At 39.0% G+C, this 23,493-nt stretch carries 22 protein-coding genes; 3 read left to right on the top strand and 19 right to left on the bottom strand.

Annotation, left to right across the window (positions count from 1 at the left end):
- Window positions 1-27: 27 nt before the first annotated feature.
- From NST49_RS03510 to NST49_RS03495, 4 genes are read right to left on the bottom strand one after another with little or no spacing between them, the layout of a single operon-like run.
- The gene (locus NST49_RS03510) at window positions 28-816 is read right to left on the bottom strand and encodes a PHP-associated domain-containing protein (RefSeq protein ID WP_341047039.1); all 789 of its coding nucleotides are present in this window, start codon (window positions 814-816) and stop codon (window positions 28-30) included.
- A gap of 15 nt (window positions 817-831) precedes the next feature.
- Window positions 832-1,668, bottom strand: a complete 837-nt coding sequence (locus NST49_RS03505; protein WP_023179465.1) for an energy-coupling factor transporter transmembrane component T family protein — start codon at window positions 1,666-1,668, stop codon at window positions 832-834.
- A complete protein-coding gene (locus NST49_RS03500) occupies window positions 1,665-3,368 on the bottom strand; it encodes an ABC transporter ATP-binding protein (protein WP_034537854.1) in 1,704 nt (567 codons plus the stop codon). The genes NST49_RS03505 and NST49_RS03500 overlap by 4 nt, the downstream gene beginning before the upstream one ends.
- A gap of 1 nt (window position 3,369) precedes the next feature.
- Entirely contained in the window at window positions 3,370-4,224 is an 855-nt protein-coding gene (locus tag NST49_RS03495) for a hypothetical protein (protein ID WP_341047032.1), read from the bottom strand.
- Between the two features lie 202 nt (window positions 4,225-4,426).
- On the opposite strand from NST49_RS03495, the gene NST49_RS03490 reads away from it, so the two are divergent.
- Window positions 4,427-5,266, top strand: a complete 840-nt coding sequence (locus NST49_RS03490; RefSeq protein WP_341047030.1) for a MurR/RpiR family transcriptional regulator — start codon at window positions 4,427-4,429, stop codon at window positions 5,264-5,266.
- A gap of 174 nt (window positions 5,267-5,440) precedes the next feature.
- On the opposite strand, the gene NST49_RS03485 is transcribed toward NST49_RS03490, so the two are convergent.
- From NST49_RS03485 to NST49_RS03415, 15 genes are all read right to left on the bottom strand, one after another.
- Window positions 5,441-5,989 (bottom strand): YtxH domain-containing protein, encoded by a 549-nt coding sequence (locus NST49_RS03485; RefSeq protein WP_341047029.1) that lies wholly within the window; start codon window positions 5,987-5,989, stop codon window positions 5,441-5,443.
- Window positions 5,990-6,178: 189 nt separating this feature from the next.
- Complete coding sequence (purD, locus tag NST49_RS03480) at window positions 6,179-7,450, bottom strand: phosphoribosylamine--glycine ligase (RefSeq protein WP_341047026.1); 1,272 nt, start codon at window positions 7,448-7,450, stop codon at window positions 6,179-6,181.
- Window positions 7,451-7,690: 240 nt separating this feature from the next.
- Entirely contained in the window at window positions 7,691-9,232 is a 1,542-nt protein-coding gene (gene purH / locus NST49_RS03475; RefSeq protein WP_251165881.1) for a bifunctional phosphoribosylaminoimidazolecarboxamide formyltransferase/IMP cyclohydrolase, read from the bottom strand.
- 20 nt (window positions 9,233-9,252) lie between these two features.
- Entirely contained in the window at window positions 9,253-9,837 is a 585-nt protein-coding gene (purN, locus tag NST49_RS03470; RefSeq protein ID WP_341047021.1) for a phosphoribosylglycinamide formyltransferase, read from the bottom strand.
- Window positions 9,834-10,883 (bottom strand): phosphoribosylformylglycinamidine cyclo-ligase, encoded by a 1,050-nt coding sequence (purM, locus tag NST49_RS03465; protein ID WP_034537868.1) that lies wholly within the window; start codon window positions 10,881-10,883, stop codon window positions 9,834-9,836. The genes purN and purM overlap by 4 nt, the downstream gene beginning before the upstream one ends.
- Window positions 10,884-10,885: 2 nt before the next feature.
- Window positions 10,886-12,340, bottom strand: coding sequence for an amidophosphoribosyltransferase (purF, locus tag NST49_RS03460; protein ID WP_034537870.1), 1,455 nt, complete (start codon window positions 12,338-12,340; stop codon window positions 10,886-10,888).
- Window positions 12,316-14,547 (bottom strand): phosphoribosylformylglycinamidine synthase subunit PurL, encoded by a 2,232-nt coding sequence (gene purL, locus NST49_RS03455; protein WP_034537871.1) that lies wholly within the window; start codon window positions 14,545-14,547, stop codon window positions 12,316-12,318. The genes purF and purL overlap by 25 nt, the downstream gene beginning before the upstream one ends.
- Window positions 14,544-15,224 carry a phosphoribosylformylglycinamidine synthase subunit PurQ gene (gene purQ / locus NST49_RS03450; protein WP_023179482.1) on the bottom strand — a complete coding sequence of 227 codons (681 nt, stop codon included), beginning with the start codon at window positions 15,222-15,224 and terminating at the stop codon, window positions 14,544-14,546. The genes purL and purQ overlap by 4 nt, the downstream gene beginning before the upstream one ends.
- Window positions 15,224-15,475: a phosphoribosylformylglycinamidine synthase subunit PurS gene (gene purS, locus NST49_RS03445; RefSeq protein ID WP_034537873.1), complete on the bottom strand. Its 252-nt coding sequence runs from the start codon at window positions 15,473-15,475 to the stop codon at window positions 15,224-15,226. The genes purQ and purS overlap by 1 nt, the downstream gene beginning before the upstream one ends.
- Before the next feature lie 86 nt (window positions 15,476-15,561).
- A complete protein-coding gene (purC, locus tag NST49_RS03440) occupies window positions 15,562-16,272 on the bottom strand; it encodes a phosphoribosylaminoimidazolesuccinocarboxamide synthase (RefSeq protein ID WP_034537874.1) in 711 nt (236 codons plus the stop codon).
- 180 nt (window positions 16,273-16,452) lie between these two features.
- Entirely contained in the window at window positions 16,453-17,601 is a 1,149-nt protein-coding gene (purK, locus tag NST49_RS03435; protein ID WP_034537877.1) for a 5-(carboxyamino)imidazole ribonucleotide synthase, read from the bottom strand.
- Window positions 17,594-18,082 carry a 5-(carboxyamino)imidazole ribonucleotide mutase gene (gene purE / locus NST49_RS03430; protein WP_034537879.1) on the bottom strand — a complete coding sequence of 163 codons (489 nt, stop codon included), beginning with the start codon at window positions 18,080-18,082 and terminating at the stop codon, window positions 17,594-17,596. The genes purK and purE overlap by 8 nt, the downstream gene beginning before the upstream one ends.
- Before the next feature lie 263 nt (window positions 18,083-18,345).
- Window positions 18,346-19,839, bottom strand: a complete 1,494-nt coding sequence (locus tag NST49_RS03425) for an oxidoreductase (protein ID WP_341047009.1) — start codon at window positions 19,837-19,839, stop codon at window positions 18,346-18,348.
- 22 nt (window positions 19,840-19,861) lie between these two features.
- A complete protein-coding gene (locus NST49_RS03420; protein WP_187948727.1) occupies window positions 19,862-20,263 on the bottom strand; it encodes a YbaN family protein in 402 nt (133 codons plus the stop codon).
- A gap of 55 nt (window positions 20,264-20,318) precedes the next feature.
- Window positions 20,319-21,404 carry an FMN-binding protein gene (locus NST49_RS03415; RefSeq protein WP_341047004.1) on the bottom strand — a complete coding sequence of 362 codons (1,086 nt, stop codon included), beginning with the start codon at window positions 21,402-21,404 and terminating at the stop codon, window positions 20,319-20,321.
- A 226-nt stretch (window positions 21,405-21,630) separates the two neighbouring features.
- Here NST49_RS03415 and NST49_RS03410 point away from each other — a divergent pair, with 226 nt between their 5' ends.
- Both NST49_RS03410 and NST49_RS03405 read left to right on the top strand, forming a co-directional pair.
- On the top strand, window positions 21,631-22,536 hold the full coding sequence (locus NST49_RS03410) for an FAD:protein FMN transferase (RefSeq protein WP_341048657.1): 906 nt from the start codon (window positions 21,631-21,633) through the stop codon (window positions 22,534-22,536).
- Window positions 22,537-22,889: 353 nt separating this feature from the next.
- Window positions 22,890-23,468: a hypothetical protein gene (locus tag NST49_RS03405; RefSeq protein WP_341047002.1), complete on the top strand. Its 579-nt coding sequence runs from the start codon at window positions 22,890-22,892 to the stop codon at window positions 23,466-23,468.
- Window positions 23,469-23,493 lie beyond the last annotated feature (25 nt).

Genomic DNA, 23,493 nt, shown 5'->3' with positions numbered 1-23,493 from the left:
TCTTCTTTCTGTTTTATAGATTATAAATTAAAGTTTAACTTTAGCAAGGTTGATATCGTAACGCCCGCCTACTTTTTGTAATTCTTTTAACGCTTTTTTCAGTAGCGTTGCTGCTTCGACTTTCTGACTGATGCCCTTATCGATTTCGACAGTATAAGCTTTTTTTTCAATTTCATATTTCAGTGCATCAATGGTATTCACGTCTTTGTCAAAGTCATTGTACAATACACCATATTGGAGATACTGATGTGTATCACTTCCCGCTAAAACCGGCTTATTGTATTTAGCAGCTATGGCTTCAATATTTTTTCTGTTACTTAATCCCATCAATCCAGTATCTTTTCCATTCAAGTCAAAGAAGTCATAACAGTCGATCAAATCCTCCGATAATGCTAGATTGTTGCATCCACTTCGGTAAACATGTGCAGCCCCGAAAAGCACATTGTATTCTTTGATGATAGAAAACAAGTCTTCTGCGGGTAGAAATGCTTCATTTAGTTCTGGTAAAACGCGACGACGGATTTCCAAAATATCTTCAAATCGTCCGATAACTAAATTGTGGCCTCCTTCTTGAATATCTACTTCTAATCCAGGGAATACACGTACACCTTCTACTAGATAAGTGTCTCCATCTTTTGGATAGTTCTCTGTAATGTAGCCATAAATTTTTTCGAATTCCTGAGTGTTGAAATGTTCCGTCAGACAGAGAGCATCTAAGCCTCTTGCTTTTGCCTCTTTAAATAACTGCACAGTATATTCTTCTGAAAATGGTAAGTTTTTTGCTAATTTACCATGCGTGTGAAAATCTATTTTCAAAATAAGTTCCTCCGTTTAAAATAATTTGGGTGCGATGAGCGCTGCAGTAACAACTAAAGCAAAATATAAAACTGAACTTGCTAAAAATGTAAGATCTTTTGAAGTGAATTTTAATGTTTTCAATTTCATTTTTTTCACCCTTGGATCTGTCATTGAATTACGATAGCCTTTTATTTCTAGTGCTTCTACTGTTGTTCGACTTCGTTTAGCCATATTCAACATCAAGGGATAGAATGAACGCATGATGATTTTTAATTGATAAATAATGAAACGGATCTTACCTATAAAGCCATTTGAATCGGGTTGTACACCTCTCAATCTATAAGAAAGATTGACACTCTGGAATTCTTCCATAATGATCGGTAAGATTCGGTAACCATAAGAAATACTGAATGCGAACTGATCAGGCAAACCAATTGATAGAAGTCCGTTAGATAATTTATCAGGATCCATCCCAGCAAATGTCGTAATCGAAGCTAGTGAGACGACACCGATTTTCAATGTCAACTGGAGCACAGGAATCAATGCAGACCAATCACCGCCGAATAATAAGATGAATAGAAACAAAAAACCTGTTTCTGACAAAAGGCCGATACAAAAGACGAATAAGATCAACGGTACTGTTCGTGCTAACTTAGTCGTAATGGCTACAAAAATAAACAAACCAGCTAATACCCAATAATTCGTAAGGAACCAAGGAATAATCCCAAAGAGCACATACCAAATGAATAATGTACGAGGATCTAGTGAAGCAACAAAAGTTTCATCATTCCCGTAAGCATTTTTCAACACCTGATTTTTCAAGGTCGTGATCGTAAATTTATCTAAGAAATTTTCATTCACTTTCATCATGACAAGACCCCTTCTTTCTTCTGTAACTGATCAACAAATTGATCAACTGTATAGATAGAAGCATCCGAATTCATCGATTTTGCCAATTTAAAGATTTCTGGCGGATCGATTCCAGCTAACTGAAGTAATGTTTCATCATGAAAAATCTCTTCTCTTGTACCGTTTCCAATAACTTTCCCTTCATGAAGAACAACAATTCGATTCGCCCACTCTGCTACCAACTGCATATCGTGTGTGGCAATAATAGTCGTTTCCAAGCTATCTTTTAAATCATCAAGCGTTTTCGTAATACTTTTTCTCGTTGCAATATCCAGATTGGCTGTTGGTTCATCCAGTAGCATGATTTGCGGATTCAACGCTACCCCGATTGCTAGAGAAGCTCTGCGCATCTGTCCTCCACTAAGTAGCCGTCCATCTCTTTCAGCTAGCTCTACTAAATCAAACTGGCGTAACAGAGCCTCTGTTCGTTCTTTGTGCCCTTTTATATTTCTTGCTTTCATTGAAAAAGCAATATCGCGTTTAATGCTGTCATCGATAAACATATTTTCAGGATTCTGATAAACATAACTGATTGTATCTGAGATCTGCTCCGGTTTTAACCGGATAATGTCTTTACCATCCAACTCTATTTCTCCGCTGTCTGGTTTGATTAGTCCTGTCAGTAACTTAAGCAGCGTTGATTTACCTGCACCGTTATTTCCAATCAGTGCTACTCTCTCTCCCTTGTTGATTGTAAGATTCAATGAATCAAAGATAGGTTTTTTATCTCCTTTGATCATATCGTAGCTGAGCGAAACGTCTTTTAAATAAATCATGACATCATCCTGTTTTGAACGAACACTAGGCATGGTTTTTTCAACAGTCTGTAGTGCATACTCTTTGAAATACTCTTTCCCTTGATCGTGATTGATTGGCAAGGTTACCGCATTCCTTCCAGAAAGCTGAGCTAACTGATGCGCTGCTTGAGTAATTTGTGGCGGGAAAATCGAGCCTTCCATCAATTCTTCTACTCTAACGAGTGCTTCATTTACAGGTAATTTCCACTGGATCCGATTGTCTTTCATAAAAATAACCGAATCGCAATATTTACCAATAAAGTCTGTATGGTGTTCGATCACAACAATCGTTTTGCCTAATTCTTTATTAAATCGCTTCAGTACATCATACGTTTTGAGTGCATGATAAGGATCCAGTTGCGCTATCGGTTCATCCAAAATCAAGATATCTGGTCTTAAAGCTGTCATTCCTGCTAACGCCAGTAAATGCTTCTGACCACCAGATAGCTGCCAGATATACTCATCTGATTGTTCTTCTAACCCCGTTAATTCTAAGGATTCCATCCCACGTTCAACATAGTCTTCCAAACCATTGTTCAGACATGAAAAGGCAGCATCATCCAACACTTTTGGACGAATCAACTGGTTTTCAAAATCCTGATAGACATAGCCAATCGTATGTGCCAAGTCTGAAACGGTTGAATCCACAGTTTCCACTCCATTTATTTTAAGGGATCCGCTCACATCGCCATCGATAAAATGTGGAATCACTCCATTCAACAATTTGCATAGAGTTGATTTACCCGTTCCATTGTTTCCAACGATAGCTACGAACTCTCCATCTTCAATCGTTAAATTGATCTCTTCCAGTTGATAGTTTTCCTGACTTGGATAATTAAAGTAGAGATTTTTGATCTCAATCAAATTACTCACCTACACCAATCGTTTTATTTTTTCTGATAACAAGTATAATGCCTACGATCAAAACTAACGTAATGACAATGCCTGCAAAGACTGCTTCAGGACTTTCAGCCCAGCTTGCTTCCCAGTCAATAAAGTTGATTCCCGTTTCTGCCATAAATTCAGTTGTGACGGCGATTAGGAAGAAACCGATTGCCATCAAGATGATTTTGACATTTAATACTGCTCCAAATGAGGGTCTATTTTCAGGTGTTCTTGGACGCATACCCAATAAAGGTTCAATTTTTTTATATAGTCTTGGGACTAAGAATAACGTTGGGAGCACACAGAATAAGATTCCAGAGAATAGCAAATCATTTAAAATTGCAAATCCTTCAGTGAAAAATACTGATTCAGGTAACCCTTGAACAGCTTCAAAGTCTTCAACCGCAAACACCACTTTTGAAATGTCGACTAATCCCCCTAAAAATTGGTGAATGAAGATGCCCGTAAACGAAGCGATGGCAACTTGGACTTTATTAAGAGGATCATTGACCATCATTCCAGCGATATAGATGCCTAAAGAGAAAAGAACAAATTTTTCAACTTCTCCGACACCACCAAATTGGCCTAACATAATTTCACTAAAAATCACTTCTCCAGTAGCTGCACCTAATGCAGCTGATAGTGGATCAAATAAAATTGCTAACGTTAAGGGAATAAAAGCAAAATACTCAACTGATAATTCAACGATACCCAACTGAACAGATGGAATCAATTCTGTGAACAATGTAGCCAGACCGTATAAAGACATAGATAAGACGAAAACCATCATCTTTTGTGCTTGCGTAAGTTCCGTTCGTTTTCCTTTTAAATGCAAAGTAATTCCTCCAATAGTTTATGTTTTATTTAGTACATGGTTATCTTACCGAACGAATGTAAATTACCCGCAAATTTAAAGTAAAAATGTAGTATTTTTTTCATTAAAATAAGAAAAAGAAAATTATTTTTCATTAACGAACTCATTAAACCAGAAAAATTATGCTACAATAAATGATAAGTAACCCTTAAAGGAGGAAAACATGGCTACACATACTTTTACCATTCCTAAGGATTCCCTGACCAAAAGTCAGCTTGTAATATTGGAATATATCTATTCAAATATTGAAATGATTCCTTTTTTAACCATAACAGAGATCTCTAATGAACTAGGAATCAGCGATGCAACCATTACTCGTTTTTCAAAAAAAGTTGGTTATCCGTCATTTAAAGAAATGAAAATGGCCATTTTGTCTGATATACAAGTCTCGCCTGCTAAAAAACTCCAAAATAGTTTTGAAGAAGGTGACTTGAATGCTAAAGACAATTTACTCATTTTCAAAGAAATTCAGCATTTGATAGAAACCGTCTCTCATCTGGATATGCAAACATTGAATCAGGCGATTCACTTACTGTTAAAAGCTAAAAAAATCTATGTTTTTGCCAAAGGTGCTGCTAAAAGTCCTGCTGACTTACTCGTTTTCCGTTTGAATCGCTTTGACTTGGATATCCAGCTCGTTACTGCAAGTGGTTCAGAACTTTTTGAGAAATTAAATAACCTTTCACAAGAAGATGCCATTGTCCTTTTTAGGTTCGGTTCTGTCCCTAGAGAAATCAAACTGGTAGAAGACTATGGAAAAAAAATCAAAGTTCCTATTCTGTCTTTTGCAGATAGGCATTATAACTCTACTTCTGAAGAAGGCATTACAACCTTTTTTGTAGCACGAGGCCTACCCGATGACTACCATTCCATGACGTCGGTCGTAGCCCTGATCGATACGTTGATCGTTGAAATGGCGAAACAAATGCCTGAAGAAATAAAACAACATCTTGAAAATTTATTTTCACTTAAAGAGTCCTACAAGCATAATGTTCCAAGATAACTTAACATTATCGGTATCAATGGAATCATCTTCTAGTTGCTTAATCTATTTTTATACCAGAGCAAAACTCGTGGTCAAAGTAAAATAATAAACTTTTTATATCGATTTCCAAAAAAAGCCACCTTGTTCTGTCATCTTTACATGACAGAACAAGGTGGCTTTTTTTAATTTTAATTATTTTTCTTCTTCTGTTAATTCTTCTTCAGAATCATAGCCTAAATCATCTAATGTTTCAGCCAATTTATCAGCTGGAATAGTTTGATCTTCAGTTGGTTCCGCCGGCGTACCATGAATATTTCCATGAGCTGACTCTGTTTTATCGGAAGAGCCAGTCTTATGTTCTATATCCGTTTTTTCCATGTGGTTCTCTTTCATGTCTTGAGCTTTTTCTACGCCCTTTTCTTTCCATTCTTTCCCTTTTTCCATGCCAGTATCTTTTGCATCAGCGAACTTATCTTTTATATCTGTTCGTAAGGCTTTCCCGGATTTAGGTGCAAACAATAATCCAACTAACGCTCCTGCTAGAGGTAAAATAATTAATTTTGCTAATCCCATTCGTTTTACTTTTTTGGGCATTACCTTAGTGACTCCCTTAGCAAGCATCTTATCTGTCTTCATCTTCGATTTAGCTAACTGATGTGTCGAAGGAAGATAATCTTTGGCCATATCAAATGCGTCATGTGCATGATCCTTACCCATATTGATTAATTTTGATGTTTTCATTTTATTCGTGCTCCTTTCAATTTTTGTTTCTCTACTGTGCCATCTACCTGTTGTATAGATATCTCTATAGACATCATATAACACAAAAGGCATTGTCCAAAACAAAAGGCATTAAAAATAAAAGAAAATCACAATAAAACTATTCCTTCCAACTACTTCAGAAACTGCATCTTTTCCCCCTCAGTACTCTTATTTTGTAAACTGGATGGCTTTTTCTCCGATATCAAAACGATAGAACGTATGCGCTATCGGATTATTCGTTAAGTAGTGGTAAGCCTTGTCTTGGGCTTCTTGTAACGTTGAACCTTGTGCTGCAACAAATAAAATACGCCCTCCATCAGAAATAAGACTGCTTTTCTCTTTCTTCATACCCGCAGTATAAATGGTACAACCTAAATCTGCGGTAGTCATCTGTGGTAACGGAATATCTTTTATCGTATTTTCTGGGTAACCTTCAGCTGCAACAACAACACCTAGTGTATAGCGGTCCGTGTGCATTTTAATAACTGGATCTTTTTCATTTAAGATATCATCAATCACTTGTGCCAAATCAGAATCTAGCTGGTTCAAAATAACTTGGGTTTCGGGATCACCAAAACGAGCATTAAATTCGATGACCCTCAGACCATTTTTTGTCATCATCAATCCAGCGTAAATGACCCCTTTGAAAGGACGTGATTCAGCAACCATTGCATTCACAGTTGGTTTTATGACCGTCTCCAAAACTTCTTGAATCACCGCTTCAGAAACTTGCGGTACTGGAGAATAAGCGCCCATACCACCCGTATTCGGTCCTTTATCCCCATCATAGGCCCGTTTATGATCTTGAGCAACACCGGCATAATAATAGTTCGTTCCATTTACAAGAGCAAACAAAGAAAATTCTTCACCTTCGAGGTATTCTTCAATAACCACCTTGGGTTTGCCCGCTGCGTACTTCCCTTTCACTAACATCTCACTTAACGCAGTCGCAGCTTCCCTTAGAGTCATCGCAACGACTACCCCTTTTCCAGCTGCTAAACCATCTGCTTTGATGACAATTGGTACGCCATGGTTTTCCACGTATGCTAAAGCGGCATCATGATCTTCAAATATTTCATACGTTGCGGTTGGAATTGCATATTTTTCCATCAATTCTTTTGCAAATTGTTTTGAACATTCTAAGTCTGCTGCTTTTTTGCTTGGTCCAAAAACCTTTAATCCAGCACTATCGAAAGCATCTACTAATCCTTCAAATAGAGCTATTTCCGGTCCAATAAACGTCCAAGTAATTTTTTCTGATTTCGCAAAATGAATCAACGCTTGATGATCATTTACTGCAATATCAACCAATTGGATGCCATCATTTTCCATCCCAATATTCCCTTTAGCACAATAAACAGTTTCAACTAATGAGCTTTCTGTGAATTTTTTTGCGATGGCATGCTCACGTCCACCATTGCCGATAACAAGAAGTTTCATCTACGAAATCCTCCAATTTTTTTTATTGAATTAGGATGTGTTTGAAAGCTAATAACTATTCTGATTTTTGGGCTAGCTGAGAAAGGTAGGGTAACTACAGTGAATATCGACTTTCAGTTAATCGAACTAGCGCTCGTTGTAGCTACTCGCTGCTTAATAAGATAGTTTTAAAACACTCCCTAGTTAGTTTTTGCTGTATTTTGGATTTGTTCAGTACTGTGTTGCATTCTAGTCTATTTCTTAATGTCTAAAATGACGTACGCCAGTTTTTAGCATGGTCATTCCGTATTTATTTGCCATTTCAATAGACTCTTTATCTTTGATGCTTCCACCTGGTTGAATGATTGCCTTGATGCCATGTTTTGCGGCGTATTCAACACTATCATTCATAGGAAAGAAAGCATCACTAGCCAGTACAGCACCTTCTATAGTATTGCTCGTTTCAGCTTGCTCGATTGCGATCTTAACGGCTCCGATTCGGTTCATTTGACCGGCCCCAATTCCAACGGTCTGTTTGCTGTTTGCCAGCACGATAGCATTGCTCTTTACGTGCTTAACTATTTTCCATGCAAAGTCCATAGCTTTCATTTCCTCTTCGGTTGGTTTACGGTCCGTCAGTACTTCCCAGTTAGCTGCTGTATCCTCTGTGCTAATATCTTGTGTTTGTTCCAATATCCCGCCCAACACAGAAACAACTTCTTTGCCGCCTACTTTTGCTGTTGAGAAATCCAAGGTCATGATCCGAATATTTTTTTTCTTCGATAAAATAGCTAATGCTTCTTTTGTATAACTTGGCGCGAGAACGATTTCTAAGAACATACTGTTCAGCTTTTCTGCTGTCACAGTATCCAATTGGCGGTTAGCAACTACGATTCCTCCAAATATTGAGACTGGATCAGCTGCGTAACAGCGATCAAAAGCCTCTTCAATCGTTTCAGCAATACCCACTCCACACGGGTTCATATGTTTGACAGCAACTACTGCCGGTTCATCAAATTCACGTATGATACGAATAGCCGCGTCCGCATCTTTAATGTTATTGTATGACAATTCTTTTCCATGTAATTGAATCGCATTTGCAATCGAGAAGGGTACAATCATTGAATCTTGGTAAAAATTAGCGACTTGATGTCCATTTTCACCATAGCGTAGTTTTTGTTTCAAATCATAGGTCAACGTTAATTTTCCAGGTTCTTCTTCGCCAACATTAGTGGTCAAATATTGCGCAATCAAGGCATCATAACTTGCGGTGTGACGGAAGACTTTTGCAGCTAAAGCTTGACGGGTTTTGATCGTTGTTGCTCCTGTTTCTTCCAATTCACTGATGACATTATTATAATCAGCTGGATCCGTCAAAACAGTCACACTTGCATAGTTTTTAGCTGCACTGCGCAACATACTCGGGCCGCCAATATCAATATTTTCAATGGCTTCTTCTAAAGCAACATCCTTTTTGCTGATTGTTTCTTTGAATGGATAAAGATTTACCACCACAAAATCAATCGGTATGATGTTATGTTTTTCCATTGCCGACATGTGTTCAGGTAGATCACGTCTCCCTAATAAACCCCCATGGATAAGTGGATGCAAGGTTTTGACACGACCATCCATCATTTCTGGAAATCCAGTCACGTCTTCAACAGAAACGGTTGGGACACCTGCATCTTCTAATACCTTCTTGGTTCCACCAGTTGAAATAATTTCGATACCTTTTACCACTAATGCTTGTGCGAATGGTACAATACCTGCTTTATCTGAAACGCTGATCAATGCTCTTGTCACTCTACGCCACTCCTCAATTTTTATTCACTCTTTTTAAAGGTTTTATTTTCAATCACTTTTTGAATGACCTGCGGAAAAAGACGGTGCTCTACTTGATGTATTCTGTCCTCCAGAGAGTCTACTGTATCTTCAGGTAAAATAGCCACCTTCTCTTGTGCGATAATTGGTCCAGTGTCTACCCCTGCATCAACAACGTGCACCGTCACACCAGTTTCCTTTTCGTTTGCTTCAAATGCGTCTTGAATGCTGCTTTTACCAGGATAATATGGCAATAAAGAAGGATGGATATTCAAGATACGATTTGCATACGCCGTTAGCAATGTCGGCCCAATAATTCTCATGTATCCTGCCAATACAATTAAATCCACCGCGTTTAGTTCAAGCTGCTTCAATAGTTCTGACTCATAGGCTGCTCGATTCTCATAGTTTTTCGGACTGAAGACTGTAAAAGGGATACCCATTTTTTTTGCACGCTCTATGACAGAGGCTTTCGGATTGTCGCAAAACAGGAAGCAAAGGATTGCATCGACTTGTTTGGAGGCGATTGCCTCTGCTATCGCTTGGAAATTAGAACCATTTCCTGAAGCAAATACAGCTATTCTCATAGTTGCTTCTCTTTCAAAATGACCTTTTCCTCTGATTCCTTTGAAATTACCGAACCAATCACATAGCCTTTTTCGTTGTTCTCTAAAAGAACGGCCAATACTTCAGGTACTTTTTCAGGAGCAACAGAAAGAACCATGCCGATTCCCATGTTGAATATTTCATACATGTCACCTTCTGGTATTTTACCGATTGTTTGCATCGTTTGAAAAATTGGCAACACTGGCCAGCTCCCTAACTGAATGTGAGCTTGTACGTTTTCAGGAAGCATCCGTGGAATATTTTCAACAAATCCGCCCCCTGTGATATGTGCAGCACTATGAAGCAACTGTTTTTTTATCAGTGGCAGTAAAGCATTAACGTAAATTTTTGTTGGCGTCAATAAAACATCGCCCAACTCTTGATCACCTAATTCTGGTATTTTATCCATTAATGTATACGCATGATCTTTAAAGAAAATTTTTCGTACTAACGAATAACCATTTGAATGGATTCCCGTTGAAGGTAACCCAATCAACATGTCCCCTTCTTTGACTAACGTAGCAGACAATAAAGCATCTTTTTCAGCAATACCAACCGTAAATCCAGCCAAATCAAAATCTTCCGGATCATACATATCCGGCATTTCAGCTGTTTCACCGCCAATTAAAGCCGCTCCTGATTGGACACACCCTTCTGCCACACCAGCTACAATTTGCTCGATTTTTTCAGGATGGTTTTTCCCGACCGCAATGTAATCTAAGAAATAAAGGGGTTCTGCTCCTTGTGCCACAACATCATTGACACACATCGCGACACAATCGATTCCAATTGTGTCCCATTTTCCAGATTCAATGGCCAACAGTAGTTTTGTACCAACGCCATCTGTCCCAGATATAAGAATGGGCTTTTTATAGTTGAGTTCACCAAGATCAAAATGACCGCCGAATCCACCGATTTCACCAAAAACACCCGGCCGTTTGGTACGTTTGACATGTTTTTTGATGCGTTCGACTGCTTCATAACCCGCTGTGACATCGACACCAGCATTCGCATAAGCATTTCCCATTATTACCCTCCCCTAAGATTTTCTTTTTGAATTTCGGTCATATTTTTTAGATAGTCTTCTTCGTAGTCGTACAGTCCTGCTGGATAATCCCCATTGAAACTATCCATGCATAAACCTGAGTAAGGACTATCAAATTTCAATCCAATTGAATCAATTAGGCCTTCTTGGCTGAGAAATGACAAACTGTCTGCTCCGATAGACTCACACATTTCAAAAACTGTCATTCTTGCAGCAATCAGTTCAGCAGATTTGCTAATGTCGATTCCGTAAAAACTTGGATACATCAAGGGAGGAGAAGCGATGCGAACATGGACCTCTTTCGCTCCGGCTTCTTTCAATAATGTGACAATTCGTTTACTTGTTGTACCTCGGACGATCGAGTCATCTACCATGACAACAATTTTCCCTTGCACGACTCCTTTAACAGCCGATAACTTCATTTTCGCACCCAATTCGCGCAGTTCTTGTGTCGGTTGGATAAATGTGCGCCCTACATATTGATTCTTAATCAGACCCATTTCATAGGGGATTCCACTCTCTTCAGCAAAACCGCTAGCTGCGGATAATGACGAGTTAGGAACACCAATAACGATATCCGCATTCACCATAGGGGATTCTAGTGCCAACCGTTTTCCCATTCTTTTGCGAGCCGTATGTACATTCACACCGGCTATGTTTGAATCTGGTCGAGCAAAATAGATATATTCCATTGCCGCAATGGAAATACTGGTATCCTCTGTGTATTTTTCAATCGTTAGGCCATTGCGATCAATAATGGCCAACTCTCCGGCATTAACATTACGGACAAACTCTGCACCAATGGTATCTATCGCACATGTTTCACTTGCCATCACATAGGCACCATTTGGCAATCGTCCAATCACGAGTGGGCGTAAAGAGTTCGCATCAACAGCACCGAACATTTTTTCCTCCGTCATAAGAACATAAGTAAACCCACCTTTAACAAGGTTCAGACTTTCCTTTATTTTATTGATCAACGTGTCTTTCTGACTACGTCTAATGAGATGGATTAACACTTCCGTATCTGATGTCGAATGAAAGATCGCTCCATCTTCTTCCAGATTACGTCGCAAGCTCTTGGCATTCACCAAGTTTCCATTGTGACAGATAGCGATATCTAAATCGTAGAAATGGTACAAGAAAGGCTGTACGTTTTCGATGCTATTCTGTCCAGATGTGGAATAGCGTACGTGTCCGATAGCACGATCTCCTGACAATCGTTTAAGATCGTCTCCATTTTTGAAGACTTCACTAATCAACCCCAGATTGCGATGAACCAATAGTTTCCCATTATCACAAGAAACGATTCCAGCACCTTCTTGTCCGCGATGCTGCAAACTATGCAATCCAAAATAAGTCAGTTGGCTAGCACTTGGATCACCCCAAATGCCAAACACCCCACACTCTTCATTTAAGCTTTTTGTTTCAGCAAACATGGGATAGCCTCCTGCCATTTCATTTCTACTTCTTTTATGGATAAAGCAATTGTTTCGTTTTCAGTAGCTATTTTTGCGAATCCATTATTTTCCACTGTCCCAATCTCTGTTGCAGTCGACTTGACTAGCGCTTTGAATGCAAGGACATTTTCAGGTTTCACTGTTAAAATAAATCGCGATTGCGTTTCACTAAATAACCATGTTTTATCCATCGCAACTGTTACATCGAATCCCAATGCCGTATCGAATACGCTCTCCATCAAACCGACAGCCAATCCACCTTCTGATAAATCGTGTGCACTTTCAATCAGTCCAGCTTGGATGGCTTTCAAAACAATGTCTTGGTTCTCTTTTTCGGTCGTCAAGTCGAAGTCCATTAGTTTCCCTTCGATTTTTCCCAATTCTAATTTTTGTAATTCGGAACCATTAAAATCCGCTTTTGTGTCGCCAATGATGAAAATTCGATCATTGGCATTTTTGAATGCTTGGGTTGTGATGTGTTTGCTATCTTCGATCAGACCGACCATGCCAATCAACGGTGTCGGATAAATAGCTTCGCCATCCATTTCATTGTAGAGCGATACATTACCCGAGATCACTGGGGTATTCAATAAACGACAGGCTTCTGATATGCCATCTGCAGAAGTGCTCAATTCCCAGAAAATTTCAGGTTTGTCAGGATTTCCGTAGTTCAGACAATCTGTGATCGCCAATGGTCTTCCTCCACTAGCCACAATATTACGAGCAGCCTCTGATACTGCCATCTGTCCACCAATCTCAGGATTTAAATAGATGTAACGACTATTACAATCCGTCGTCATCGCGATTGCTTTTTCAGTTCCACGTATGCGAATAACGGCGGCATCACTTCCTGGTCCCACAACTGTGCTCGTACGGACCATCGAATCATAGGTTTGGTAAATGTTTTTCTTTGAAGCAAGCGTTGGTTGTTGCAACAACTTAACCAGTGTTTCTGCAGCAGACGTAAAGGTTGGCTGATAGTCAGCCATTGCAGCAAATAGCGCGATGCGCTCAGGCTCTTGCATCGGTTTAAGGTATTCTGGTGCATCCTCTGCTAAAGCATCAACTGGTACATTAGCAACTTCTTTTCCATCATGAAATAGACGATACAACCCATCATCTGTGACTTTCCCGATAGTAACAGCCTCTAATTCATATTTTTCAAATAACTCAATAATCCGTTGTTCTTCACCTTTCTTGATACACAACAACATCCGCTCTTGCGATTCAGAAAGCATGATTTCATAAGGGGTCATATGTGTTTCGCGTTGTGGGACATCATCCAAATTTAAAATCAATCCACTACCCGCTTTTGAAGCCATTTCAGCACTTGATGAAACAAGCCCTGCCGCTCCCATATCCTGGATTCCAATCAATGCATCAGAATAATCATAAATACATTCTAGACAAGCTTCCATCAATAGTTTTTCCATAAACGGATCTCCTACTTGGACAGCAGAACGTTGCGCTTCTTCTTCCTCTTTGAATTCAACAGAAGCAAACGTCGCTCCATGAATACCATCACGCCCCGTTTTTGCGCCTACATACATGATTGTGTTCCCTGTCCCTTTAGCTTGCCCTTTTTGAATATCTTTTTGGTCGATCAAGCCGACACACATGACATTCACCAAAGGATTGCCTTTGTAACAAGGATCAAAAACAGTTTCCCCACCAACCGTTGGAATACCGATACAATTACCGTAACCACTAACTCCAGCTACAACTTCTTCGAAAATATATTTTGTGCGTTCGTTGTCTAGCTCACCGAAACGCAAAGAGTCAAGAATCGCGATTGGACGAGCTCCCATACTAAAAATATCGCGAATAATACCTCCAACACCAGTCGCTGCTCCTTCGTATGGCTCAACCGCAGATGGGTGATTATGGCTTTCCACCTTAAAAACCACCGCTTGACCATCACCAATGTCAACAATACCCGCACCTTCACCAGGTCCTTGCAACACTTGTGTCCCTGAAGTAGGAAATTTCCGCAGAATCGATTTTGAGTTTTTATAAGAGCAATGTTCACTCCACATAACAGAGAACAGACCCGTCTCGGTGTAGTTTGGTAAACGGTGCAAGATATCTTCACTGATGATTGCGTACTCTTCGTCAGTCAACCCCCATTCACGATAGACTTCCAACTCTTTTAATTGTTCGGGTGTTGGTTCCAAAAAAACCATCATTGGCACAGCTCCTTCTGATAATTTTTATACATAGACTGGAATAATTTTAATCCATCATCTGAACCCAGTAATGCTTCAACAGCTCGTTCAGGATGAGGCATCATACCCAATACATTTCCTTGCTTATTGATAATGCCCGCTATATTTTCGATGCTTCCGTTTGGATTATCATTCGCATACGTAAAAACAATTTGATTGTTGTCCTTCAATTGCTGTAACGTTTCTTTATCACAATAGTAATTCCCCTCACCGTGTGCGACAGGTACAGTAATGATTTCTCCATGTCCGTAGCCTGATGTAAATGATGTATGTACGTTTTCTACTTTTAGATTTTGCTGCTTAGAGATGAATTTCAGTGATTCATTGCGCCGTAATGCTCCCGGTAATAAACCCGCTTCTGTCAAAATTTGAAATCCATTACACGCTCCAAAAACAGGTTTTCCCTCTTCAGCAAATCGAATCACTTCAGCCATAATAGTGGAAAATCGGGCAATAGACCCCGTACGTAAGTAATCGCCGTAAGAGAATCCTCCTGGGAGTAATACTGCATCGAACCCTTGCAAGCTGTTTTCATAGTGCTGAACATATTCCGCGTCTTCCCCAAGACTATCTTTTACAGCTGTATACATGTCTAAGTCGCAATTGGATCCAGGAAAAACAATGATGGCAAATTTCATTACATTCCAACCTCCTGAATATCATACCGGTATGTTTCCATTACTACATTTGCTAAAAGTTTGTCACAGATTTCTTCAATTACGTGCTCGATATCCTTTTCATCTTTAGAAACTTGGATTTCAAAATATTTTCCAATACGAATATTTTCGATTGACTCATATCCCATGCGATGAACCGCACCCTTGACTGCTTCCCCTTGCGGATCTAGAACGGAGTCTTTATAAGTGACATAAACGGTTACCTTATACACGATTGAAACGCCTCACTTTTCTCTTTTGATTTATAGTGGTTGATTTTTCATTAGTCTGTATCTAGATGAAAGGATAATTCGTTTATTCAGATGTTGTTCAGCCGCTTCAATACTTCTGCGTAAACAGGAATGATATCTCCTATATCACGGCGATAAAGATCTTTGTCCAAATGTTCTTTCGTATTTATATCCCACAAACGACAAGTATCTGGAGAGATTTCATCAGCGAGGATGATTTTCCCATCCGCCGTTTTTCCAAATTCAATTTTAAAATCAATTAAGCGAATAGCGATTTTTTTGAACATTTCCACTAAGGCAGCATTGATCTCTAAGGCTTGTTTTTTTATTTCGATCAGTTCTTCGTCTTTCGCAACATTTAGCATTTTAACGTGCGAGTCATTGATAAATGGATCATCCAGCTTATCATTTTTGTAATAAAACTCAAGAATCGGAAAAGGCAAATCGATTCCTTCCTCCATACCAAATCGTTTTGTAAAACTGCCGGCCGACGTGTTACGGACAACGACTTCTAAAGGAATCATTTCAACTTTACTTATTAATTGTTCGGTTTTTGACACTTCTTGGATATAATGACTTGAAAAGCCTTTTTCAGCTAAGTACGTGAATATCAAGCCCGTTATTTGGTTGTTCAGTTCTCCTTTCCCTTCAACATTTTCTTTTTTAGCACCATTTAACGAAGTTACTTGGTTTAAATACTCTGCTAAAAGAACGTTTTTTTGATTTGTCGCATACATCTTTTTAGCTTTCCCAGTATAGAGCAATTCTTTCCTTTCCATTATCTCTTCCTTTCTATTTACGAACATTAATTTACCATACCGTTTAATCATTCGTTTTAATTGTAGCACTCAACTTTTGATTGTCAATGGAATATCCACTATTTTTTCAAATGATAAACGAACGAAACCTATCTTATTTCATCGAAAAAAGACCGGAACAATAGCTCCAGTCTTTCTAGGTTAATTCAGATTTAATTTTCTGTATGATTCATTCCAAATCCCGGTATTCTCTATTTCTATCAAGGTTTCTTCTACATCGTTTGTCAAGATCGTGACGTGTCCGACTTTTCTATTTGTATGCAAGTCTTCTTTCCCATAGTAATGAAACGACCACTCCGCTTTTTTATCGCGGAACGCTAAACTGTCTTCCATATGTTGCCCAAGAATATTGACCATAACGACACTCGAAAGCAAGCGTGCTTTTGGCATCGTCAGCCCAGCTACCGCTCGGATATGTGCATCAAACTGCGAAAGAGACATTGCTTCAATCGTGTAATGTCCTGAATTATGCGGACGAGGTGCCAGTTCATTGACGAAGATGACATCGTCTTTTGTCAAAAACAATTCGATTCCTAACGTTCCAATCAATTGCAACGCATCAGCAATCTGTTGAGCGGCTTCTACCGCTTTTTCGCTCACTTCTGGAGAAATCCGAGCGGGTACAATGGATTCATGTAAAATATTAGCGATATGGATATTCTCAGAAACAGGAAAAATGGTCGTTTCTCCTTTTTGGTTGCGAACAATCATGACCGATAATTCTTTCGAAAAAGGTACCCAAGCTTCGAGAATACAGCTATTAGCAGCAATCAGCGCTTCTGTTGCTCCTTTATCCGCTTCTGATTTCAAGACAACTTGCCCTTTGCCATCGTATCCAAAACGTGTGGTTTTCAAGACGCAAGGATAGCCAATTTTTTCAACGGCAGTATTCAGTTGGTCTATTGTTTCCACAACCTCAAAGGGTGCAATCGAAACCCCACTAGACTCTAAAAACCGTTTTTCTTTGATTCGGTCTTGCGTAATAGCTACTACTTCGCTACCTTGCGGGATAGCTACCAACTCTTCCATCTCTTGTAATGCTTCTGCATCAATATTCTCAAATTCAAACGTTAAGACAGTTGCTCTTCTCGCAAACTCACGCAAAGCTTTTTTGTCTGCATAATCGGCACAGATGTTCCAATCAGACACTTGAGCTGCTGGACAATTTTGATTAGGATCCAAGATTCCAACAGTAAACCCCATCTTTTTTGCTGATTGAGCCATCATCTTTCCTAATTGTCCGCCTCCAATAATTCCAATAGTATCTCTTGGTTTAAGTGTTTTATACAAGATTTTCACTACTTTCTATTACACTTTTTTTAAGCCGATCACGTCTTACTTCCAATTTTTTTGCCAATTTTTCATCTTCAATAGAAAGAATCTGAACCGCAAGCAGTCCTGCATTCGCAGCTCCTGCTTTTCCAATCGCCACAGTAGCAACAGGTACACCCGCCGGCATTTGTACAATAGACAATAATGAATCCATTCCATTAAGTGCTCGAGTTTGTATCGGTACGCCTATGACTGGCAACGTGGTTTTCGCTGCAATCATGCCCGGTAAATGAGCTGCACCTCCAGCTCCTGCAATGATTATTTTTATTCCCAATTCCCTTGCTTGTTCCGCAAAACTAAACATCAAATCGGGTGTCCGATGGGCTGATACCACCTTTTTTTCATACGCTACATCAAATTCATCCAAAATCGCACAGCAGTCTTTCATCGTTTCCCAATCCGAAGTGCTTCCCATAACAACGGAGACAATGGCATTCATTCATTTTCCTCCACTCTATTTTCTCACGTTCAATATAGCACAACACACCAAATATTTACAAACGTTTAATCATAGTTTTTTATTTTCATTCGTTATTAAACCTTTTCCGCTCTATTAAATTGGATTTTATGATTATTTTTATTGGATTACACGTTTTTTTGATATTTTTTTAGAGTTCAAATCCTTAGACCTAACAGCATACAAAAAAAGCCAAGATCTGCTTACAGCATTCCTTGACTTCTTGAATATCTAAATCAAAATAGTTATTTTTCTTCTGTACTCTCCCACTGAACAGCATCTTTTGAACGTGCACGCAGGGCTTCAGAATTCCCATTTGCTTTTTCCACTGCATCTGCCACTCCATCAATGAGGCTTTTTGAAGTCACCGTTGCTCCTGAGATGACATCCACTTGCAACGTTTGCCCGGTTATAATTTCCTCCGGTAACCGCTTGAAAACAGAAGTTGCAACAGCATCTAGCTGTTCTTGTCTGTCCAATTCTATTGCTAAAATTTTGGTATCCGAGAAGGTTACTTTCATTAAGATATCACTTCCATCATGACCTTCAACAGAAGCTTCATAGGTTCCAGGATTGAAAGTAATTTTTGTATTTTGCAATTCTTTCAAATATTCATATTTTTCTTCTTCTGCTTTCACATCTTTAATCATGAAATCCATCACGTCCCATAAAGGTTCAGGGATCTGTAACCGATCTTGTTCGTTGATATCCGCAAAGTCTTTGATTTCTTCATCAGATTTTGTTTTTTCAACCCAATTCGGTTCGACCAAAAAGGCTTTCCCGACCGCAACTAGATCATAGCCCGCTTCAAGTGCAGCTTCCGCATCGCTGCGTTGACCAATTCCCCCTACACCGATAAGAGCAATTTGAGCTAACTCTTCCGATTGTTGCTCGATATACTTCTCTAATAGCGGCTGACTGTCTTCTTTATCTATGATTGATGTTCGGTTCCAACTGCCCATTGAAACATGGAAGTAATCCGGCTTTAATTTAGCTAAGCGGTTCAATAAGTACATTGTATCTTCAAATCGAATCCCCGGTTCTTCAATTTCTTCCGGAGAGAATCGATAACCTACAATGAAATGTTCTGCTTGCTGTTTCTTGACTTCTTCTTGCACAGCTTTCATCACGGCTTCCGGAAATTTAGCGCGTGCTTCTCGGCTGCCGCCCCATTTGTCTTCACGGCGGTTAGAATGAGGAGAGAAAAATTGTTGAATCAAGTATGTATTGGCACCATGAATTTCAACTCCATCAAATCCAGCTTCAATCGCGCGTCTGGTAGCATCTGCAAAACTTTGAATCATCCTATCAATATCCACTGGCATCATTTGTCGCGGTGTAACAGCTTCCGGTCTCAACGCTGCCACAGGACTAGCTGAGATTGGCGCAGCTCCACCATTGAGCTCTGGGGCCGCCATCCGTCCGGCGTGGTAAATTTGTAAAATAGATTTAGAGCCTTTTTCTTTAATCGCATTAGCCAATCTACGCAATTCTTTCACTTGAGAATCTTTATTGTTACCCAACGCCCCTGCAAAGCCTCGTCCTTTATCTTCCACAAATGAACTTTCTACAATAATTGCGCCTGCTTCTCCAGAACGATGGGCATAATAATCAATCATTTCTTGTGTGACCGTGCCATCAAAGTATGCTGCTTGAATAGTCATTGGTGCCATCATGATACGGTTTTTCAGTACCGCTCCCGATTTAAGTTCCATTTTCTCGAATAATTTATTTGACATGTTGGTAGTCCTTTCCAGCAATTTAATGTATGTATTTTTGGTCTTCTTTCGTTTTAAGATGATCTTTACGATTCGGAATAACGAATAATAATACTACAGTTAAAGCCAGTGTCAACAACACCAGCATTACTTTAACTGGTTGAAGTGGAGCAAGAAAAATTGAAATACCCATCAGAATATAACTATTCATTAGTATTTTCCATTTTTTATATTTAGGAATGGATTTCGTTTCAGCATAATCTGATACGTATATTTGATATATTTTAGTCTTTTTTAGCCAATCATTAAACTTGTTGGAGCTGTGTGCAAAACAGTAGCCAGATAACAATAAAAATGGTGTTGTTGGCAGCACTGGCAGAAGTACGCCTGCTGAACCTAAAAGAAAAGAAAGAATCCCAACACTAATTAAAAAATGGCGTTTCATCTGCATCATTCCTTTTCTTCATCTAAACGATAAACGAATTCTTCTCTCTGTCATTTCAACTCCATTTTTCGCGAGCAAATGGATTTGGCTCAGTTGGATCACTTAATTCACCACGGCGGTTCGGCTCATCAATTGTCTCAATAAATGGCGTTCCATTTTGGACGTATTCCATGAACCCGATACTTTCACCTTTACGATTAAAAACAGGAACATAAGAAATGAAAATTTTACGACCGTCATCTTTTCGTGTGAACCAATGCGTTTCGCTCTTGCGTGTCCCATCTGCCAGTTCTCCAGCTAGTTTGCCAACAAATTCGCGCACATGAGGCGGATGGCAATCAATAAAGTGGCTTCCTAAACTCGCTTGGGAACGGTGAAACTCATGATGATCTTCATTGAAATATTGAAAGCGCAAATCCGGCCCAACAAACGTAATTTCAACTGGTAGCGTATTCAAAACAGCTTCAATTTGTTCAATTGTCAAGGATCCTCCTCTAAATTGAATGCGAGGTTCTAAGTCTTCTAGCTTTGGTTCAGCTTCCGGGTCAATCTCGCCTCTAGCTATACCTAAAGCATAGTCCAATGCTTCTTGTGCTCCGCGTGAAGAAAAGGTTGCTCCAGAGATCGTGTCGATTTGAGAAGATTGACTGCGTAAAACTCTTGCAATAATGTCCTCCATTGCTTTGCCCCCGATATCAGGAGTTTCTTTTCCTTGGTATTCGATTTTTTCAATCTTATTTTCACTTACTGTTACATTCAGATTGATTTCACCTTTATACCCATCTCCGTTTCCGCTATATGTTCCAGATGTGAAATGGTGCTCAATCGTACCAGTATCTTCGTTAAATTCACCGTCAATTGGAGCCCGTTCTCCTCGTGCTACTCCTAACGCATAATCCACAGCTCGCAAAGTACCTTCTGAAGCATAGGTCGCACCAGACACTGTATCAATTTCTACTGATTGTCGTTTAATGATTTCTTCGACCATTTTCGCTACAGCTATCCCGCCTTTATTAGGTGTTTCATTTTCAGAGTAATCGATTTTTACTATTTTTTCTTCATCCACTGTTACATCCACGGTAATATAATCATGGTACCCAGTTGCTCTTCCTTTGTACGTTCCCGCTTTAAGATTATTCATATTAACCTCCCTGATATTGTTATTAATTTCACAATTTATTTTTACATCCTTAGTATAACAGAAAGAAGTTTGAAAAAATTGATCTATATTAAGTTTTTTTATTTTTTCATAGGAAATTATCACATATTTTCCTGATTATGTTAAAATGCAAACATATGCACCGTACGATATTTTTAAATTTATAGATGGGTGGGTGAAAAAAATTAAACAGAAAATTATCAACCAAATGGGAACACGAATTAGCCTTTCCATCGTGCATCCGGAGGCAGAAAACCTATTAGAGAAAGCTAGCCATATGTTGGCAGATTACGAAGCACGATTCAGCGCGAACAATTCTAAAAGTGCTTTAATGATGGTGAACCAACAAGCAGGAATACAGCCCGTTCATGTCGATTCAGATTTATATGACTTGATTCAATTCGGTAAGAAATATAGTTTATCTTCTAATCTTGCTCTAAACATCACAATCGGACCGCTCGTTAAACTATGGAAAATTGGTTTTACGGACGCGCATGTACCTGAACAAAAAGAAATTGAAGAAAAATTAAAACTGATTGATCCAACTGACATTAAATTGGATGCAGATAAAAGAACCGTATACTTAACAAAAAAGGGAATGGAACTAGATCTAGGTGCCTTAGCAAAGGGCTATTTCGCCGATAAACTCAAAAGTTTTTTTCAAAATGAAGGCGTACAAAGCGGCTTAGTGGATTTGGGCGGGAATGTTTTGACGATTGGGGAAAATCCAAAATACGAAGATGGCTATTGGCGTGTAGGCATTCAAAAACCTTCACCGGTTCGTGGGGATTTAGTAGGAGTTGTATTGGTGAAAGACAAGTCAGTGGTCACATCTGGCATTTATGAACGGTCGCTTAAGGTAGACGGAAAAAAATACCACCACATTTTTGATTCAACAACAGGCTACCCGATTGAAAATGAATTGGCCAGCGTAACCATAGTTTCGGACGAATCTATTGACGGAGAATTATGGACCACCCTGTTGTTTATGTTCAGTCCCACTGCGGCCATCCAATATATCGACAGCATTCCTGGCATCGAAGCTCTTATTATCACAAAAGACAACGATGTGAAAACGACACGTGGTATCGTACCGTATGTTGTTTTGTTTTAAGAAACTATAATAAACCCTGCAGTTTCTTGAGCTGGAATCGAAGTCTTTTTGAGTTATACCAATTTGTAGGAATTGTCTCATGTAATGGGATAAATGAAAACGTTTAAAAATTTGTCTTTGCTATCAAATATTCCGCACACTTCAAATGCAGTGTGGTATTATTTACATTAGTAGACCATTTATCCAGTCACGCTAAATATAAACAGAATCAACAAGCCATCAAGAGAGAGTATCCTATCTGACAAAACAATTATTGCAGTCATTGATTAGAGCAATAAAAGAGTTGAGAATGTACGTTTTTTCTTCGATAAGTATCATACAATAACTCATCACTGAAAGGAGGTGAAAACGAAGTGCTAACCACTATCTTAGAAGACCCACTGTACTTACAATTTGCTTTTGCAGGCTGTATAGCATTAGCCATTTTGACATTACCGTTAAAAGATATCATCAGTATCGGTTTTTACGACATCAGTGATTTATTTGTCACGGCTATGATTGCTTTTTTCATCACATATGGGGTTCTAGTAACCAATCATGCAGCCGTATCTATTTGGTTGTTTGTGGGTATCTTTTTTGCTATTATGGTTGTCATTATGCTCATGAACATTCTCGTTATTCTGCCCTTTAAAAGTCGTGCAGAAAATTCAAATATCACATCAATCCACGAATTAGAAGGCAAAGAAGCAAAAGTATCCATTCCGATCACACTCAATGGAACAGGTGAAGTCATCGTCTCTACAGGTTTTTCAAGAGTCAATAAAATGGCTAAAATCTACGAAAATACTGACGGCATAACCGACATTCCAAAAAATGAAAATGTATTGGTTATGGACGTCAGCGACAACATTCTTTATGTGCTGCCTTATACGAACAGCATTAAAACCATTGGCAAACCAAAGCCGACGTGGAATGAGAAACAAAGAAAATAACCTCACCATCAAAAACAGATAGAAG

Source organism: Carnobacterium sp. FSL W8-0810 (assembly GCF_038007125.1).
In the GTDB taxonomy this organism is placed as follows: domain Bacteria; phylum Bacillota; class Bacilli; order Lactobacillales; family Carnobacteriaceae; genus Carnobacterium_B; species Carnobacterium_B inhibens.
This window is presented reverse-complemented; position numbering and strand designations above follow the sequence as displayed.